The 17028-nt window shown below is 58.4% G+C and carries 19 protein-coding genes and 1 other RNA gene; 12 read left to right on the top strand and 8 right to left on the bottom strand.

Annotated features, from left to right (window positions below; translation table 11 throughout):
• Positions 1 to 14: 14 nt before the first annotated feature.
• Both ffs and HJW02_RS04875 read right to left on the bottom strand, forming a co-directional pair.
• Positions 15 to 109, bottom strand: an RNA gene (ffs, locus tag HJW02_RS04880) — signal recognition particle sRNA small type.
• 51 nt (positions 110 to 160) lie between these two features.
• Positions 161 to 1177: a hypothetical protein gene (locus HJW02_RS04875; protein WP_102721096.1), complete on the bottom strand. Its 1017-nt coding sequence runs from the start codon at positions 1175 to 1177 to the stop codon at positions 161 to 163.
• 165 nt (positions 1178 to 1342) lie between these two features.
• On the opposite strand from HJW02_RS04875, the gene HJW02_RS04870 reads away from it, so the two are divergent.
• Positions 1343 to 2764, top strand: coding sequence for a Gfo/Idh/MocA family oxidoreductase (locus tag HJW02_RS04870; protein WP_102721097.1), 1422 nt, complete (start codon positions 1343 to 1345; stop codon positions 2762 to 2764).
• A gap of 232 nt (positions 2765 to 2996) precedes the next feature.
• On the opposite strand, the gene HJW02_RS04865 is transcribed toward HJW02_RS04870, so the two are convergent.
• The 6 genes from HJW02_RS04865 to HJW02_RS13865 form a co-directional block, all read right to left on the bottom strand.
• The gene (locus HJW02_RS04865) at positions 2997 to 3440 is read right to left on the bottom strand and encodes a hypothetical protein (RefSeq protein ID WP_102733224.1); all 444 of its coding nucleotides are present in this window, start codon (positions 3438 to 3440) and stop codon (positions 2997 to 2999) included.
• Positions 3441 to 3539: 99 nt separating this feature from the next.
• Positions 3540 to 3917 (bottom strand): hypothetical protein, encoded by a 378-nt coding sequence (locus tag HJW02_RS04860; RefSeq protein ID WP_102733225.1) that lies wholly within the window; start codon positions 3915 to 3917, stop codon positions 3540 to 3542.
• A gap of 109 nt (positions 3918 to 4026) precedes the next feature.
• A complete protein-coding gene (locus tag HJW02_RS04855) occupies positions 4027 to 4371 on the bottom strand; it encodes a hypothetical protein (protein ID WP_146019598.1) in 345 nt (114 codons plus the stop codon).
• Between the two features lie 52 nt (positions 4372 to 4423).
• Positions 4424 to 7105: a DEAD/DEAH box helicase gene (locus tag HJW02_RS04850; protein ID WP_102752994.1), complete on the bottom strand. Its 2682-nt coding sequence runs from the start codon at positions 7103 to 7105 to the stop codon at positions 4424 to 4426.
• Between the two features lie 78 nt (positions 7106 to 7183).
• On the bottom strand, positions 7184 to 8542 hold the full coding sequence (locus HJW02_RS04845) for a bifunctional UDP-sugar hydrolase/5'-nucleotidase (protein ID WP_345778210.1): 1359 nt from the start codon (positions 8540 to 8542) through the stop codon (positions 7184 to 7186).
• 137 nt (positions 8543 to 8679) lie between these two features.
• On the bottom strand, positions 8680 to 9183 hold the full coding sequence (locus HJW02_RS13865; protein ID WP_102721102.1) for a septal ring lytic transglycosylase RlpA family protein: 504 nt from the start codon (positions 9181 to 9183) through the stop codon (positions 8680 to 8682).
• Between the two features lie 151 nt (positions 9184 to 9334).
• On the opposite strand from HJW02_RS13865, the gene HJW02_RS04835 reads away from it, so the two are divergent.
• From HJW02_RS04835 to map, 11 genes are all read left to right on the top strand, one after another.
• Positions 9335 to 10207 carry an NAD(+)/NADH kinase gene (locus HJW02_RS04835; protein WP_180971112.1) on the top strand — a complete coding sequence of 291 codons (873 nt, stop codon included), beginning with the start codon at positions 9335 to 9337 and terminating at the stop codon, positions 10205 to 10207.
• Positions 10208 to 10417: 210 nt separating this feature from the next.
• On the top strand, positions 10418 to 10645 hold the full coding sequence (rplX, locus tag HJW02_RS04830; RefSeq protein WP_022396872.1) for a 50S ribosomal protein L24: 228 nt from the start codon (positions 10418 to 10420) through the stop codon (positions 10643 to 10645).
• 65 nt (positions 10646 to 10710) lie between these two features.
• Positions 10711 to 11292 (top strand): 50S ribosomal protein L5, encoded by a 582-nt coding sequence (gene rplE, locus HJW02_RS04825; RefSeq protein ID WP_022396873.1) that lies wholly within the window; start codon positions 10711 to 10713, stop codon positions 11290 to 11292.
• Positions 11293 to 11304: 12 nt separating this feature from the next.
• Positions 11305 to 11706, top strand: coding sequence for a 30S ribosomal protein S8 (gene rpsH, locus HJW02_RS04820; protein WP_022396874.1), 402 nt, complete (start codon positions 11305 to 11307; stop codon positions 11704 to 11706).
• Between the two features lie 21 nt (positions 11707 to 11727).
• Entirely contained in the window at positions 11728 to 12267 is a 540-nt protein-coding gene (gene rplF / locus HJW02_RS04815; protein WP_102721103.1) for a 50S ribosomal protein L6, read from the top strand.
• Between the two features lie 35 nt (positions 12268 to 12302).
• Positions 12303 to 12665, top strand: coding sequence for a 50S ribosomal protein L18 (gene rplR / locus HJW02_RS04810; protein WP_022396876.1), 363 nt, complete (start codon positions 12303 to 12305; stop codon positions 12663 to 12665).
• A 16-nt stretch (positions 12666 to 12681) separates the two neighbouring features.
• Positions 12682 to 13353, top strand: a complete 672-nt coding sequence (gene rpsE / locus HJW02_RS04805; RefSeq protein WP_102721104.1) for a 30S ribosomal protein S5 — start codon at positions 12682 to 12684, stop codon at positions 13351 to 13353.
• A 62-nt stretch (positions 13354 to 13415) separates the two neighbouring features.
• Entirely contained in the window at positions 13416 to 13874 is a 459-nt protein-coding gene (rplO, locus tag HJW02_RS04800; protein ID WP_022396878.1) for a 50S ribosomal protein L15, read from the top strand.
• 164 nt (positions 13875 to 14038) lie between these two features.
• Positions 14039 to 15517: a preprotein translocase subunit SecY gene (gene secY / locus HJW02_RS04795; RefSeq protein WP_022396880.1), complete on the top strand. Its 1479-nt coding sequence runs from the start codon at positions 14039 to 14041 to the stop codon at positions 15515 to 15517.
• A gap of 32 nt (positions 15518 to 15549) precedes the next feature.
• Positions 15550 to 16200 (top strand): nucleoside monophosphate kinase, encoded by a 651-nt coding sequence (locus HJW02_RS04790; protein WP_022396881.1) that lies wholly within the window; start codon positions 15550 to 15552, stop codon positions 16198 to 16200.
• A gap of 13 nt (positions 16201 to 16213) precedes the next feature.
• Complete coding sequence (gene map / locus HJW02_RS04785) at positions 16214 to 17011, top strand: type I methionyl aminopeptidase (protein WP_102721106.1); 798 nt, start codon at positions 16214 to 16216, stop codon at positions 17009 to 17011.
• Positions 17012 to 17028 lie beyond the last annotated feature (17 nt).

Raw genomic sequence — 17028 nt, 5'->3', positions numbered from 1 at the left:
GCGTCAATAAAATACCGCCGGGAACGGACGCGGCAAACACGAACAAGCTACCGTTGCTACCTCTCGGTCCTGGCGGGGTTTGCCAGTCGTGCCTCCACGGGGTTCCCGGCGGCCCAGACAGTAAACTAGGTTTGCGGTGCAGTGTCAACCTTCAAAGGCATCATCTCCTTCTGGTAAAGGAGAGCAAAATGGAGATCAGCAGAACCACGCCGATGACGGCGGCGGCCGTGAAGAAAATCTCTTCCTCCTGCCTGAGCTGGCTGCGCTCCCCTTCAATTTTCCCGTCCCTGATGCGCTGCAGCCCGTGCAGGACCTTGGCCTGCTCCTCCACGTCCGCCTCCGTCCGCATGACAAGCGTTTCCTCATGGCTGACGGCCTGGTCGTAAGGGGAGATCATGGTGCGGAACTCGGGGTCTTCCGAAAGGATTTCCGTCTCATCATACTCTTCCGCCAGGGGGGAGTTCATGGCGTCCCGGAGACTGGCGATCTGTCTGTCCACCTTGTTCTGGAACAGGGCCAGCTCCCTTTTGGCCTTTTCGTAGGCCGCCGTCTGGTCACTCAGCATGGCTTCTCCCTTGCGGGTGATGCGGTCCAGCTCCTGCGGCAGGCTGGCCTGGAGCTTGAGCAGGTCCGCCCGGCTCTCCGTCACCTTGAAATCCTTGCTCTTCGTATTGGACGCCTCCGCGCGCTGGATGCGGTTGATGTCCAGCCGGGTTTCCACCTGGCGTATTTGTTCCTGGAGCCGGTTCCGGGCGTTGTCCAACTGCTGCCTGGTGGTGTCCCGCTTGCCTTTGAGCTCCTCCACGTCCGCGACGCGGCGGTCATATTGTTCCAGGAGATTGGCTATCCGGGCTTCCGCGCTCCGGGCATTGGGCCTTCCCTTCACGGCGGGCACGGACTTTTTCCCGGCGTTTGCCTGGTCGATCTTCTCCATCTGGGCATCCCAATACTTGCGGATGGCCTCTTCCTTCCTCTGGATGGCCGCCTGGAGGCGTGCCGCCTGCTGTTCGTGAAGTTCCGCCGCCTCGTCAAAACGGGCCTGGGCCGCATCCAGCTCCGGATAAGGCTCCTGCTCCATGGCTTTGATGGCTTCATGCCTGGGCACGAGGCCGGTTTGGTAATAATCCCAGCCGTAATAGCCGCCGGCGAGCAACAGGATAAGAAGAAGGTAACGCATAAATTGAAGGTGGTTAGAGGCAGAAGTTTATCTCATAGTGGAAGTTCCGCCGGATTTTGCAAACCTTAAAATCAGCCATCCGGAGCTTTTTTCCTCCGGGACGGGAATGATGATAAATCCGCGGCACGGGAGGCGTAATCTTCCTTGAAGCCATACTTTCAAATCATGTCTATTTTTTCATCACGCAGACAATTTCTCAAATCCCTGGGGCTCGCGGCCGGAGCGGCTGCCGCCGGAAACGTTCTCCCCGGGCAGGCCCTGGAAATCCCTGCCGGGGACAGCCTCTGGAAATCCGGCGCCCAGGCGTCTCCGCGGCCTTCCGGCTCCATGTACATGGGGGGCTTCAAGGCTCCCGGGCTGGACCGCATCAGGCTTGCCTTCATCGGCGTGGGCGGCCGCGGCTTTTCCCATCTGGCTCAAATGTGCGTGATGGACGGGGTGGAAATCGTGGGCGTATGTGATTTGAAGGAAGACCTGGCCAAGCGCGGCGTGGACCGCGTGCTTTCCAAGATGGGGAAAAGCCCGCTGAGTTATTCCGGCGGGGACACGGAATACCTGACCATGCTGAAGGAGCTGAAACCGGACGCTGTCATCATCAGCACGGACTGGAGTACCCATGCCGGAATCGCCTGCGACAGCATGAAGCACGGCGCGCACGCCTTTGTGGAAGTTCCGCTGGCCGTCTCCCTGGAAGAACTCTGGAATCTGGTGGACACCAGCGAGGCCACCCGGAAGCACTGCATGATGATGGAAAACGTCAACTACGGACGGGACGAGCTTATGTTCCTGAACATGGTCCGGCAGGGGGTCATCGGCGATCTGCTCCACGGGGAGGCCGCATATATCCACTGCCTGGTGACGCAGTTGGGGGACACGCGCGGGGAAGGGGCCTGGCGGCCTGAATACCATACCCGGATCAACGGCAACCTGTACCCCACCCATGGACTGGGCCCCGTGGCGCAGTACATGAACCTGGCGCGCGGAGAAGACCATTTCAGCCGGGTGGCTGCGTTCGCCTCCCCTGCGCTCGGGCGCAATGCCTACGCCAAAAAACACCTTCCCGCGGACCACCGCTGGAACAATACCCCCTTCATCTGCGGGGACATGAACACGGCCATCGTCAAGACGCAACTGGGGCGCACTATTGTCGTCCAACTGGATGAAACGTCCCCCCGGCCCTATTCCCGCGCCAACCTGATCCAGGGAACCGAAGGCACCCTGGCCGGCTTCCCGACCCGCGTGGCGGGTGAAAAGCTGGGCAACGGCAACTATCACGAATGGATTGAAGGCCGGGAGAAGCTGGCCGCCATTTACGAGAAATACGACCATCCGCTCTGGAAACGCATCGGGAATCTGGCTACGAAAATGGGCGGCCACGGCGGCATGGACTTCGTGATGCTTTCCCGCATCGTGGAATGCCTCCGGAACGGAGAGCCGATGGACCAGAATGTTTACGAAGGAGCCGCCTGGTCTTCCCTGCTGCCGTTGACGGCTCATTCCATCGCGCAGGGCGGCATGCCCGTGGAGTTCCCGGACTTTACCCGCGGAGACTGGAAAACCACCGCGCCGCTGGCCGTGGTTTCCTGAGAAGGAAAATAGCAGAAGACGCTGGAAAAGCAGATGTACAGTGTTTGACTCGCAGCCATCATGGAAATGATGCCTGCGAGTCGCATTCCTGAAAAAAACAAAACTACGGCTTATCAGAAAATACAGGCTCTATATTTAACAGGCCAGCGCGCGGAGTCATTCCAGTAAAAAATCCCTCACGATGGAAATAGAAAGGGATTAAAATGAAAACCGGGGCCAGACGGCATTTATCTTATTTTCCGGTTTTTTCCGTCGTCCCCCGTTCCAGTTTTTCCATGAGTTCCTTTTCACTCATGGGGTGGTGATTATTCTTCAATTCCTTTATTTTCTCGCGCGTCTGCCTGTCTTTTGATTTGCCTAATTTCTTATACGCATCAGTCATGTCGAAATAGACCAGCTTAAGATTGTTTACCTTGTTTTCGTCTTCATCATTCGTCAAGCTGACGGTAAGGATGTAGCGGCCTCCAATCATGGTGAATCCTTCACCCAGAACACGGTAGCCGTCGTAATGTTTTCTGAGGTATTCATCTCGCGCCGATTCCAGCATGCTGTAATCCTTGACCCCTTTAAGATCAAGCACGGCGGGATTTTTATAGGAACCGGCAGGAAACTGGACGGCCCCGGCGGCCTGTTTTTGTGATTCGTCCGCTCCAAATGATGGGTTGATGGCCAGCATGGCGCTGCATCCTATGGTCAAAATGGTTATTTTTAATAATATTTTCATCTTCATTGCCCTATGTTATTGTTAATATGTATGGTTATTGTGTTGCCGCCATTATTTGCTGCATCCGTTGTCTCTGCATAATTCCATTCTTCTGGAAAGGGCTTTTTGGTGTAAAAGAAGAATCGCCTTTTCTTTTGCTCTCTCATTCCAGGGCAGGTCTTCCGAGACATCCACGACAACAGTGGCACCCTGATCCAGATTCACGATCTCTGAAACAGTGGAGCCGTCCTTGTGAGTGTAAGTTGCCATGGCAGTCGCATGAACCTTGAATTTCATTGATTTTCCCTTAACCGGTTCAACCAGCTCTGCTGTCGGCTCTGAAATATTTATGAGCTCATAGCCGCATTTTGCTTGTTTGGCATGTGCCGCTCCAACGAGGATGCCCAAAACAAGCGAAAAACAGCACAATATTTTTGGAACCATCATCATATTATCACCTATGAAATTGAAATGATAAATTGTCAATGAAAATTGATAATCCCGGTAGATGTTTTGCCGTTATTCCATCGTAAAGGAATTGGGTGGTAAAAATATTTTTCTAATTCATAATAAATAAATTATAAGCTTTACTGTTAGATAAGGCATTCCTGGAAGCTCGCGAATCAGTTTCCCCGGTGCAACTTTGCATGGCTAATATGGGTGAGACACAATGGACGCGGAATGCACGGTGAAAGATTTCGTCATGGGATTGTTCCAAGGCTGCCGCAAACAGGTGGAATGCCGTGATGGTGTACGGTCCTGTTTTTATGATTTCCGGCAAATTCTCCAGCATGGGCGGCCGGATGCCAAAAACAGGGCTCATCAAGAAAACCGGATTTTCTGACTTTCCCTCGTCAGAGAGGAAAAAATGCGTGTTAATGCATTTTTCTGTTTCCTTTCTCATCTCCCCGTTGAATTGATTTTCATCAACCGTTCCTTCAGGAGATAAAATTGGTTCAGCTCTTGCAAAGAACGTCCTTAAGTTCTTCTGCGCTCATGTTCATGAGCCACTGTTCCGGGCCGCCGGAGAACAGGTCGTCCGCCATGCGGCGCTTTTCCGTCAGCATGGCGTCAATGCGGTCCTCAATGGTGCCGCGGCAGATCAGGCGGTGCACCAGCACGTTCCGGTGCTGGCCGATGCGGTAGGCCCGGTCCGTCGCCTGGTTCTCCACGGCGGGGTTCCACCAGCGGTCCACATGGATGACGTGGGAGGCCTGGGTCAGAGTCAGTCCGGTCCCGGCGGCCTTCAGGGACAGGATGCAGAAGGGAGGCCCGGATTCCTTCTGGAAGGCGGTGACGATGCCCTGGCGTTCCGGAATGGGCGTGCCTCCGTGCAGGGTAAGCCCGGAACGGCCGAAGACCCCGGAAAGCAAGTCGTGCAGATGGGGAATGATGGAACGGAACTGCGTGAAGAGGATGGCTTTTTCCTGCCGGGCGGCGATGGAGGCGCACAATTCCTGAAGACGCAGGAACTTTCCGGAGCGTTCCGGGGCGTAGTCGTCCGTGCCCTGGAACTGCGCCGGATGGTTGCAGATTTGCTTGAGGCGCGCCAGGACGGGCAGGATCAGCATGAGGCGGGCGGCCGGGTCCGGTTCGTCCAGCATGGCGTGCAGCGTATCTATCTGCGTCTGGTACAGGGCGGCCTGTTCCGGCGTGAGGGGGCAGTAGGCGGGTATTTCCGTCTTGTCCGGCAGGTCGGGGACCAGGGCCGGATCCGTCTTCATCCTGCGCAGGATGAAAGGGCGCACCAGGCGGCGCAGCGGGGCATAGCCTCGTTCCAGGGAGCGGGTGAAGGCTTCAAAGCTTTTTCTGCCGCCAAGCAGGCCCGGATTCAGGAATTCCATCAGGCTCCATAATTCATTCAGGTTGTTTTCCACCGGCGTGCCGGACAGGGCGGCGCGCCTCTCCCCGTGCAGGGAGCGGATGGCGCGGGAACGTGCGGAACCTGCGTTTTTAATGGCCTGGGCTTCATCCAGAATGATGGCCGGGAAATGCAGCCCGGCCAGCGCAGGCGTGCGCGCGGCCATGCCGTAGGTAGTAATGACGGCGTGGCAGCCTTCCCGGCGCGGGATTTCCTCCGGCTGCCATGAATCCGGGGCGGAGGGGTGCATGATGCGCAGGGCGAGCTCCGGCGCGAAGCGTTCCGCTTCCTCCTTCCAGTTGGACAGGAGGGACGCCGGGGCCACGATCAGGGCCGGGAGGCCTTCCAGCCGGCCTTCCCTCCGCAGCGCATCCAGCCATGCGATGGCCTGAAGGGTTTTCCCCAGCCCCATGTCGTCCGCCAGGCAGGCGCCGAAGCCCCGTTCCGTAACCCGGTACAGGAAGGAAAAGCCCTCTTTCTGGTAAGGGCGCATCAGTGCGTTCAACCGGGGCGCAAGCTCCGGCACGGAGACGGGAACCTCCCCCGCCAGGATATCCAGGGCCTGCCGGAGATCCCGGCCCGGTTCCACCACGCAGTCTTCATCCGGTTCCGGGAGCTGCGCAAGCTGGTCGGAAGGGCCGTTGACCAGCAGCCTCAGCCCCTGAACCAGGGGAATGCCCAGGGAACTCATCATGCGCGCCGCCTTGGTCCACCGGTCCATCAGGTCCCGGACTTTTTGAGCGTCCACGCGCACCCATTCCCCCTTGAAGCGTATCAGGCCGTCTCCATTGCTGAGCAGTTCCTCCAGTTCCTCCGGGGCCAGGTCCCTGCCTCCCAGCGTGGCGGCTACGGAAAACCGCAGCAGGCTGTGGACGGAAAGCCCGGAGGAGTGAGCCGTTTTTTCACTGCCGGGAGCGTCCGCCGTGACTTTTACCTGTAATTTGGGAGGGGATTTTCTCCACAGGTTCACCATGCGCACGATGATGCCTGCATGTTCATAGGCTGGCGTGTCCTGTAAAAAGTCCCGGGCTTCCGCAGCGCTCCAGGCCAGCGGGGCGTAAATCTTTCCATTGTCCAGCAGGCGCTGCAGCAGGGAGCTTTCCCGTGCCGCTTCCTTCAAGGGCTGGAGCACGGCCAGCAGGGCAGTGTAGTTCCCTTCATGAAGTTTCAGGGCGGTGGAAAGGGGAAGGTGGCGCACCTGGTTGTCCGCCGCGCTTTGATGCGCAAAGGTAGCCATGAAGGCAAAGGGCCGGGAGCCCGTGGCGTCATCCCGGTTTTCCGCAAGGTGGAAGAATACCTTCCCAATCTGGTTCCAGGGGGCGCCCAGCCCGTTCAGCCACGCGGCGGGAGTGATGCTGCGGGTGCCGACTTCCTTTTTCACCAGCCTCCGGAAATCCTCAAGCCATCCGGCGATGACGCCCGGAGTGACGTATTCCGCCCCCGGCACGGGAGGGAACTGCTCCGCCAGGGCCGCTCTTTCCGCCGTGGAGGCCAGCAGGTGGTCCAGGACGGTGTCCACCTCATCCGGCCTTTCCGCGGCGGCGTGCGCCATGCGGGTGAGCGCCTGGCGCGCCATGTTCTTGATAAAAAAGGCGCCCGGGTCAGGCGCGGTTTCCCAGTTGGAGACCGCGAGGGCATATAATCCGTTTCCGGCCCCCTCTTCAAACAGGCGGTCGAAGGGGGGCGTGTCCGTCACCGGCGCTCCGGATGGAAGGATGCGGAAACCGCTGAAGTTCCGTTCCTCTTCCGGCGCTGCGTGATGGGATTGCGGCTGCATGGCTGGAAGGAATGTAGCATGGCCGCCCAGCTTGTTCAATCCATCCCGCCGCCCTGCGGCATGCGGTTCCCGTGCCGCTTACAGGGCGAACGTCGTATCTTTGATGATGGGCAGTTTGGGCGGCGGCGGATTGAAAAGCTCCTTGATTTGTTTCAGATATTCGATCAGGGCTGAACGGACGCTTATTCCCGTCGGTTTGCCGTTTCCCTTTTGAGGGAATTTGAAATTGTTGCACAGGTAGTCGCCCATCGCGACAGTGTAAATGACGCCGTTTTTCAAGGTGCTGGTGATGCTTGGCGTAACGCCGTCCATAATCTGGTAGGAGAAGCCGGAGCAGTAAACTTCCAGAATGCCTCCTTCGTCATCGGACGGGGACATGAATTTGGACAGAATCAGTTGTTCAATGTCCGCCTTGCTCATGGAGCAGGTGACGACCTTTTCCCGGAAGGGCTCCATTTCATAAATATCCTTGATCTTGATGGGGCCCTTGCAGAGATGGCTTCTGGCCCGTACGCCGCCGCAGTTGTAAATGGCAATGTCCGAATGGGAGGCCTGCTGGATGGCTTTGCAGAAAAAGGTGCCTACGGTGACGTGCGTGATATCCTCCCCGGCGACGCCCACCTGCTGGTTGAAGAACGGGTTTCCGGTGAACTGCTGGACAATCTTCTCTACTTCCGGGTCGCTGGGAATCCTTTCGTCCAGGGAAACGGCCTTCGTGGACTTGGAAAGGATGGAGGCGGGTTTTTCCGTGGAGAAGGTGATTTCCGTAACGCCTGCATGGCTCAGTCTGTGGCCCGTGTGGCTGAGCAGCGTTCCGGTTCTGAGATGGCCGTGCGGAAGCATCACATGAGTATGGCCACCCAGAATGACGTCGATATTCGGAGAATACTTCATCATTTTCAGATCGTGGTCGTATCCCAGGTGGCTGAGGATGACATTGATGGTGTTATGGTGCAGGCGGAACCTGTCCGTGATGCCCTTGTAATCCTCTTCATCCGGCAGTTTCCATGAAATGCCGCTCATCCTGCGGACGTCCGTGGTCTGCAGGTCCACCAGGCCGATGAACCCTATGGAAATCGGCGTGCCCTTGATGGGGATGCTGGCATACGGGGAAAAACAATTTTCCAGCGTGGGGGAGGGATTGACGTTGGTAACGACAAACTTGGTGCCGGGCATCCCCTTAATGTGGTCCCGCAGGGCTTCCTGCCCGTAATCCAGGTCATGGTTCCCGATGGTCACGATGTCGTACTTAAGCTTGTTCATCAGGACAGTCAGGGGTTCGCCCCGTTTTTCCCAGTCGTCCACATAGGGGTTGCCCATGAAATAATCTCCGGAATCCACCAGCAGCACGTGCGGGTACTTGGCGCGGTACTGTTTTACCAGCGTGGCCAGTTTGGGGAATTTTTCCAGATTGCCGTGCATATCGCTGGTGGAAATGATGATCAGCGTTTTGTGGGGATCCGATTTGAGCTTCTGAGCCAGGGTGAACGGGCACAGGCATGCCAGCCGGCAAGGAGAATGCGGGGCGGAATCATGGATGGAGAAAGTAGAGATACGGGAAATGATAAAAGGGATTAACGGGCGAAAACCTCGTACGGGCCGTCACCCACTGAAATGACTTCCAGACGGACCTTGGATACGCCGCGGCTGTGCAGGCCGATGCGGCTTGCGGCGGACGCGGTCAGGTCTATCAGGCGGTTGCTGTGAAAGGGGCCTCGGTTGTTGATCCTGACGACGGCTGATTTGCCCGTTGCCAGGCAGGTGACTTTCACCTTGCACGGCATCGGCAGGGTTTTGTGGGCCGCCGTCATGGACCGCTGGGGATTGATGTACTCTCCGGAGGATGTCTTCATGCTGCGTCCTTTCCCGCCATACCAGGAGGCATAGCCGGTTTCACTGTATTGCAGGGCGTCTGCGACGCTCATGGGAGTATATCTTTTCCCCCTCACCCGGTAGGGCGCATTTTTTACATGCGCCTCTGTCGCCTGTACGGCCGGGGCCGTTTTCTGGCCGCACTTCTCCGTAGTGGAGCAGCCCGGCATCAGAAAAAGCAGCAGGACGGGGAGGGACCAATTCACGCTTTTTATCTTTAACACATGTTTATAATCTTGTATAACAAAAAAGAAACAGGAATTGAAATTTAATGGATAGGGATGCCCGGAAGGAATCTTTCCCCCTGCCGTGGTTTACCAGTTGAGCGGCGCGGGAAAATGCAGTATGCTTGCCCGCATGAATCCTTCCAAGGTAATCGGCCTGGTCGCGTTGGCGGAAAAACCGGGACTGGGGGAAGCGCTGCGCATCATGCGCCGCGAGCTTTCCCGCCACGGGCTGGGGTCCTGCGTCATTGAGACGCCGGATGCCCTGGAACAGGCCATCGTCCGGTGCAGCATGCTGGTAACCTTCGGCGGGGACGGCACCATGCTGACCGTCTCCTCTCTGGCGGCTGCGCACCACGTGCCCCTGGCGGGCGTGAACCTGGGGCGCCTGGGATTCATGACCACCTGTTCCGTACAGGAGCTGCCGCTGCTGGCGTACGCGCTCCAGGAGGGTTCTTTCCTGACGGACGAGCGCTCCATGCTGGAGGTGGTCCGGATGGGCGTGGACGGTATCGCAGTCCCTCCCCGCAAGCTGGCGCTGAATGAAGTCTCCCTCATCCGCGCCCAGTCCGGCAAGATGGTGGACCTGGATGCCGAGATAGATGGAGAACTGCTGAACCGCTACCATGCGGACGGCGTTCTGGTCTCCACCCCCACCGGCTCCACGGCGTACTCCCTTTCCGCCGGAGGGCCGCTGGTATGGCCCATGTCCCGCGTAGTGTGCGTCACCCCCATCTGCCCGCACAGCCTGACCAACCGTTCCGTGGTGCTTCCGGACACCATGACCATACGCCTGCGGCCCCGCGAGCGCCGCGGCCGCTTTGATTCCATGGTTTATTCCCTGGACGGCCGTTCCGCCTATCCCATTGAAGTGGGAGAAAGCCTCGTGATCCGGAAAGCTCCGGAAACCCTCTCCCTGGTTCATCTCCGCAAACAGAACTTCGGCGCTCTCTTGAGGGCCAAGCTGCGCTGGCAGGGAGCGGAGATTCCTACGGATGATGAATAAAACCGTTCCGGCGGTTCGGAAACCGGGCCCGGCGTCTTTTGCAGGCCGGGGCGCTTCTCCATTGATCGTTCCGCATTGGCGCAGGGGCGGTAAAACGATTTTTTTAGGATGCGGGCTTGACGAAAAGGCCTATCCTATAATACTCTTCCTGCCCTACCACCAAGGGGGTGGTAGATCTTAATCGCATAAACGCGTAAGAAATAGTCATATATGAAGACCCACGTGAAAAAAGGTGATGAAGTAGAAATCATCGCCGGACGTAACCACAAGGGCAAGCGCGGCACCGTTCTCGCCGTGAATGCTTCCAAAGGTACTGTCATCGTAGAAGGCGTCCGCACCCTGAAAAAGGCTGTGCGCCCGACGGAACAGAACCCGGAAGGCGGCATTCAGGAGATTAACGGCCCGATTCACATCTCCAACGTGAAAAAAGTAGGCTAGGCCTCCGGCCTGACCCTGCGCTTAAGCCACATAAATCATTAATAAAGAGCTGACCCGCTAAAACAATGAGTACACCAACACTGCAAACATACTACCGTGAAAAGGTCGTTCCCGGCCTTCAAGCGAAGCATGCATACAAGAACGTGCATCAGATTCCCCGCCTGGAGAAGATCGTTGTCACCTCCTGCATGGGCAAGCACCCGGACCGTAAACAGGCCGTGGAAGATGCCGTCAATGAAATCGCTAAAATTACCGGACAAAAGCCGTCCGTCACCTTCGCCCGCAAGAGCGTGGCCAACTTCAAGGTGCGTGAAGGCGAACCTCTGGGAGCCCGCGTAACGCTGCGCGGCGCCCGCATGTGGGAATTCCTGGACCGCTTCATCAACGTGACGGCTCCGAACATCCGCGACTTCCGCGGCCTTCCCTACAAGTCCTTTGACGGCAACGGGAACTATGCCATCGGTATCTCCGACCAGTCCATCTTCCCCGAAATCGAACTTGACCAGATCAAGCGTCAGATCGGCTTCGACATCATTTTCGTGACTTCCGCTCCTACGGACGATGAAGGCCGCGACCTGCTTCGCGGTCTGGGCGTTCCCATGCGTGAACCGAAGAAGGCCGAAGAAACTCAAACCGCTAACGCCTAACTATTTCTTACCATGGCCGTATTAAGTGACCCCATTTCCGACTTCCTCACCCGCCTGAAAAACGCCAGCCTGGCCGGCAATGAGGAATTTACCGCTCCCTGCTCCAACATCAAGGTGGAAATCGCCCGGATTCTGCAGGAAGAAGGCTACATCTGGAACTATGAAGTGACCGGTGAAGGAACCAAGAAGCAAATCAAGGTGAAGACCAAATTTACCCCCCAGGGCAAGCCGGTCGTCACCGACGTGAAGCGCAGCTCCAAGCCGGGCCGCCGCCAGTACGTTTCTTCCGAGGACATTCCCCGCGTTCTCAGTGGGCTTGGCATTGCCATCGTCTCCACCTCCCGTGGTGTGATGACCGGTGCGCAGGCGCGCAAGCAGAGCATCGGCGGCGAACTTCTCGCCCTTGTATGGTAACCGTTAACATTTCCTAAACATATGTCCCGAGTTGGTAAAAAATCCATCACATTGCCGGACAAGGTAACGGTAAAGGTTAACGGCTCTTCCGTTCAGGTGGAAGGCCCCAAAGGCAAGCTTTCCTGGACGCTTCCGGAAGGCATCACCGCCTCCGTTGAAGGCAATCAGCTTTCCGTTGACCGCGCTGGCGAAAGCCGCCAGCTTCGCGCCCTGCACGGCACGAACCGTTCTCTGTTGAACAACATGGTCATCGGCGTTTCCGAAGGCTTCGTCAAAAACCTTGAAATCGTCGGCGTCGGTTTCCGCGCCGCCGTGAAGGGCAACATCCTGGACCTGAACCTGGGCAAGTCCCATCCGATCAACCAGGTGATTCCCGAAGGCCTCAAGGTGACCGTGACCGAAAACACGAAAGTGACGGTCGAAGGCATCGACAAACAGGTCGTAGGCCAGTTTGCCGCTGAAGTCCGTGCGTACTATCCCCCGGAACCCTACAAGGGCAAGGGCGTGCGCTTCGCCGGTGAAGTTATCCGCCGCAAGGAAGGCAAGAGCGTCGGTAAGTAATTCAGGTAATAACTATTACAACATATTTATACACGATGAGTACTATCAATCGCAAAGCCATCCGCTCCAAGGTTCGCCGCCGCATCCGCAGAAAGCTCTCCGGAACGGCTTCCCGCCCCCGCCTGGCTGTCTATTTCTCCAACCGTCACGTCTATGCCCAGATCATCGACGATACGGTGGGCAAGACCATCTGCTCCGCTTCCACGGCCGATGCATCCATCGCCGATCCTTCCAAGCTCGCCAACCGCGCCTCTGCCACCAAGGTAGGCAACCTGATTGGTGAACGTGCGAAGGCCGCCAATGTCACTGAAGTCGTCTTCGACCGCGGTGGCTTCAAGTTCTGCGGCAAGGTGAAGGCCCTGGCCGATGCCGCCCGCGAAACTGGTTTGAAATTCTAATTGAAAGATTCCCTAAATGAATAACGAAACGGAAAACACTGCTCCTGCTACGGAAGCCGCCGCTCCCGCTCAAGCGCAGCAACCCGCACAGGGCGGCCGCGACTTCCGCGGCCCCCGCGGACCCCGCCGTGACGGCCAGAATGGCCGCGGACCCCGTGGTCCCCGCCGTGACGGACGCCGTGGCCCCCAGGCTGAAGCTCCCGTGGAAGAAGGCCCCCAGCTCGCTGAAAAGGTTGTGTTCATCAACCGTTGCGCCAAGGTCGTCAAGGGCGGCCGCCGCTTCTCCTTCTCCGCCCTCGTCGTGAGCGGCGACATGGAAGGCCGCGTAGGCTTCGGCTTCGGCAAGGCCAATGAAGTGGCAGACGCCATCCGCAAGGCTACGGAAGCCGCCAAGCGCCAGCTTCGCCCGGTCTCCATCGCCAACGGCACGATTCCGCATGAAGTCTACTCCGAATTCGGCGGCGGCAAGGTGCTCCTGAAGCCCGCCTCCCCCGGTACCGGCCTCATTGCCGGCAACACCATCCGTGCCGTGCTGGAAGCAGCCGGCGTGCGTGACATCGTTGCCAAATCCCTCGGTTCCTCCAACCATGCCAACGTGGTGAAGGCTACCCTGCAGGCTCTCGCTTCCCTGCGCACGAGCGACCAGGTCCTTGCCGACCGCGGCAAGAAGAAGGAAAAGGCCATCTAATCTGACCAGGAGGCGGCCGCCCCGTGCCGCCGCCTCCACGAAATCCAACCATTGTAAATAACATGTTACAGCTTCATACGATTAAGCCCAATCCGGGAGCCAAGCACCGCAGGAAGCGCCTCGGCAACGGGGAAAGCTCCGGTCTCGGCAAGACCTGCGGCAAAGGCAACAAGGGCCAGAAGGCCCGTTCCGGCGGCTCCATCCGCCCGGGATTTGAAGGCGGCCAGATGCCCCTTCACCGCCGTCTGCCCAAGAAGGGGTTCAACAACACCCGCTTCCAGGACAAAATCCTCATCGTCAACCTCTCCCAGCTCGAACGCGTGTTTGAAGCCGGCGCTACGGTTGATGAAAACACCCTGCGTGCAGCCAAGCTCGTTCAAGGTCCCTGTGACGCCGTGAAACTTCTCGGCAACGGCACCCTGACCAAAAGCCTGAACGTAGTCGTGGACTTCGTGAGCGCCAGCGCCCGCGAAAAGGTGACTCAGGCCGGTGGCACCGTCACCGTGCTCAGCGAAGCCTAATCACATTTGGCGAACCGGGTCATGCAGCTTGACCCGGTTCGCATCATTGTGTTTACTGTTGCGGTCCCCATGGATGCCCCGGGTACAAGCCGCCGTGACATGCAAGCCAAGCTGCGCGACAACTTCTATATTACAGGACCATGATATCCGCATTTGCAAACTCCATGAAAGTACCGGAGCTCAGGCACCGGATTTTGTTCACACTGGCGATGATCGTCGTCGTCCGCCTGGGGGTACAGATACCCCTGCCGGGCATTGACGTCATGGAGCTGCAGAAAGTGATTGAAGCCTCCGCGAATGCCAGCGGTCCCGGTGCGGGCCTGGCTACCGTGCTGACCATCTTTTCCGGCGGCGGCCTGCAGCAGTGCGGCATTTTTGCGCTGGGCATCATGCCCTACATCTCCGCTTCCATCATGACCCAGCTCCTTTCCGCGGTGGTTCCCCAGTGGGCCAAGATGGTGCGGGAAGAGGGAGGCCGCCAGAAGATGACCAAATGGACGCGCGCCATTGCCATCGTCATCGCCATTGTGCAGGGCTGGTTCCTGGTCGGTACATTGGAACATCCGGACCGTTTGAAAGCCGTGGGCCTCAACATCCCTCCGGACTGCCAGCTCGTCATTGACCCAGGCATGCAGTTTGCCCTGATGACGGTGCTCATCATGGTGGCGGGCACCATGTTCCTGATGTGGATAGGCGACCAGATTACGGAGCGCGGCGTCGGCAACGGCGTCTCCCTCATTATTTCCGTCAACATTATCCATGCCCTTCCGGGCGCGGTGACCCTGGCCTGGAAAACGCTGGTGTACAAGGACGGCGCGGTCGTCCCGATGGGCGCCATGCTGCTCGTGGCCCTGATCGCCTTCCTGATTATCGTGGTGGCGCTCGTCGTCACGGTAACGCAGGCCCAGCGGCGCATACCCGTGCAATACGCCAAACGGGTCATGGGCAATAAAATGTTCAACGGCGCCACTCAGTACCTGCCGCTCAAGCTCAACTACTCCGGCGTGATGCCCGTCATCTTCGCCACGGCCATCCTGTCCCTTCCGCAGGTGCTCTTCTCCCAGATCGCCCACTACAACACCACGCTGCAGTGGATCGCCACCAAGATGAATGACTGGATGAACCCCGCTTCCTCCGGCTACTACATCATTTCCGGCCTCATGATCTTCTTCTTCTCCTACTTCTGGGTGGCTACCATGTTCCAGCCCTCCCAGATCGCGGAAGACCTGAAGCGCAACGGCGGCTACATCCCCGGCATCCGCCCCGGACCTCCCACCGCCCTTTTCCTGGACCAGACCATGCAGAGGCTGACCTTTGCCGGTTCCGCATTCCTGACCCTCATCTACTTCCTGCCTTCCCTGCTGAACATCGGGGGCAGCATCCCCTACCTGGTCACCCAATTCTTCGGGGGCACCAGCCTTCTGATTCTGGTTGGCGTGCTGCTTGACATGATGCGCCAGGTGGAAACCACTCTTCTCTCCCGCAACTACGACGGCTTCCTGAAAAAAGGCAAGCTCAAGGGCAAATACGGTCACATCCAGGGTACCGGAGCCGCCGCAGGCAGCCGCACGGTCACTGTCATGTGGGTCGTCATCGCCCTGCTGGTGCTGGCTGGTGCCATCGCCTACAATGCCATGCAGTAAGGAACGCCATTCCCTCTTCCGAAAGTAAAGACATGAAGGATCTCAAGCATTTCATCCTGGTTGGGCCTCCCGCATCCGGCAAAGGAACCCAGGGCCGGTTTCTGGCTGATACTTTCAACCTGAACTCCCTGAGCACCGGCTCCCTGCTGCGGCGGGAAGTGGAATCCTGCACGGAGCTGGGACGGAAAGCCCTGGGCTATATGGACAAGGCCATGCTGGTTCCGGACGAGATCGTCAACGATATGGTGCGCGGCTGGCTTTCGGAAATGGACAATGACGCATGGCTGCTGGACGGCTATCCCCGCACGGTTGCGCAGGCGGAAGCCCTGGACCATTTCCTGACCCAGCGCGGAACCTCCGTGGACGTGGTCGTCTGGATGGACGTAGCCCGGGAACTCATTGAACAGCGCATCATGCACCGCCGGGAATGCTCCACGTGCGGCCATGTGGTGCAGACGTCGGAAGAGGAATGCTCCAAATGCGGAGGCAAAATGGTCTCCCGCAAGGATGACAACATGGAGGCCTTCGCCCGCCGCTGGAAAGACTTTGAAGCCATGACGCTGCCCGTAGCCAGGTACTACGAAGCCCGCGGCCTGGTGGTTAAAATGACGGTAACCGAGGAACGGGAACCTGCCGAGGTTTCCCGCGACCTGGCCCGCAAGCTGGAAGAATACCGGCAATAGAAAGACGAATTCCATGGCAGAACGAATCCACATCAAGTCTCCCGGCGAGGTTGCCAAGATGCAAAAGGCCGGAGCTGTAACGGCGGAAATCTTGATGGAGATCGGAGCCGAGGTCCAGGCGGGCCGCACCACGCGGGAAATAGACGACATCGCGCGTGAAATCTTCAAGAAGCACAAGGTAGGCAACTCCTTCTACCAGTACCGCGGGTTCCCCGGCCAGCTCTGCATTTCCATCAATGAGGAAGTGGTGCACGGCAGCGGCGGTCCGCGCCGCATCCAGAACGGGGACATCGTGAGCCTGGACGTGGGCGCCATTGTGGACGGCTGGCATGGAGACAACGCCATGACCGTGCCCGTGGGCATGGTGGACCCGGAAAAGCTGCGCCTGCTGGCCGTGACGGAGGAATCCCTGTTCCGTGCCATTGAACTGGTGAGGCCCGGCGCGCTGCTGGCGGACGTCTGCGCGGCTGTGGAGGGCTTTGTGCGTCCCCGCGGGTACACCGTGGTCAGGGACTTTGTAGGCCATGGCATAGGCCGCCATCTGCATGAAGAGCCCCAGGTTCCCAACTACCGCCCCCATTACAAGCTTCCGCGCCTGAAAAAGGGCATGGCGCTGGCTATCGAACCGATGGTGAACGCCGGCAGGTCTTCCGTCAAGATTCTGGATGACGGCTGGACGGTCGTCACGGCGGACGGCAAGCCATCCGCCCACTTTGAACACACGGTCATCGTGACGGACGGGGCTCCCCTGATTGTGACGGAGCGTCCCCGCATCGCGTTGCCGGAGCAGCTCGGCATCGCCCCTTTGTAACTCCAGCCCCGCAAGGG

The organism is Akkermansia sp. GGCC_0220, from assembly GCF_017566105.1.
GTDB classification, from domain to species: domain Bacteria; phylum Verrucomicrobiota; class Verrucomicrobiia; order Verrucomicrobiales; family Akkermansiaceae; genus Akkermansia; species Akkermansia massiliensis.
The sequence above is the reverse complement of the archived record's forward strand: the minus strand, read 5'-3'. Positions and strand labels throughout refer to the sequence as shown.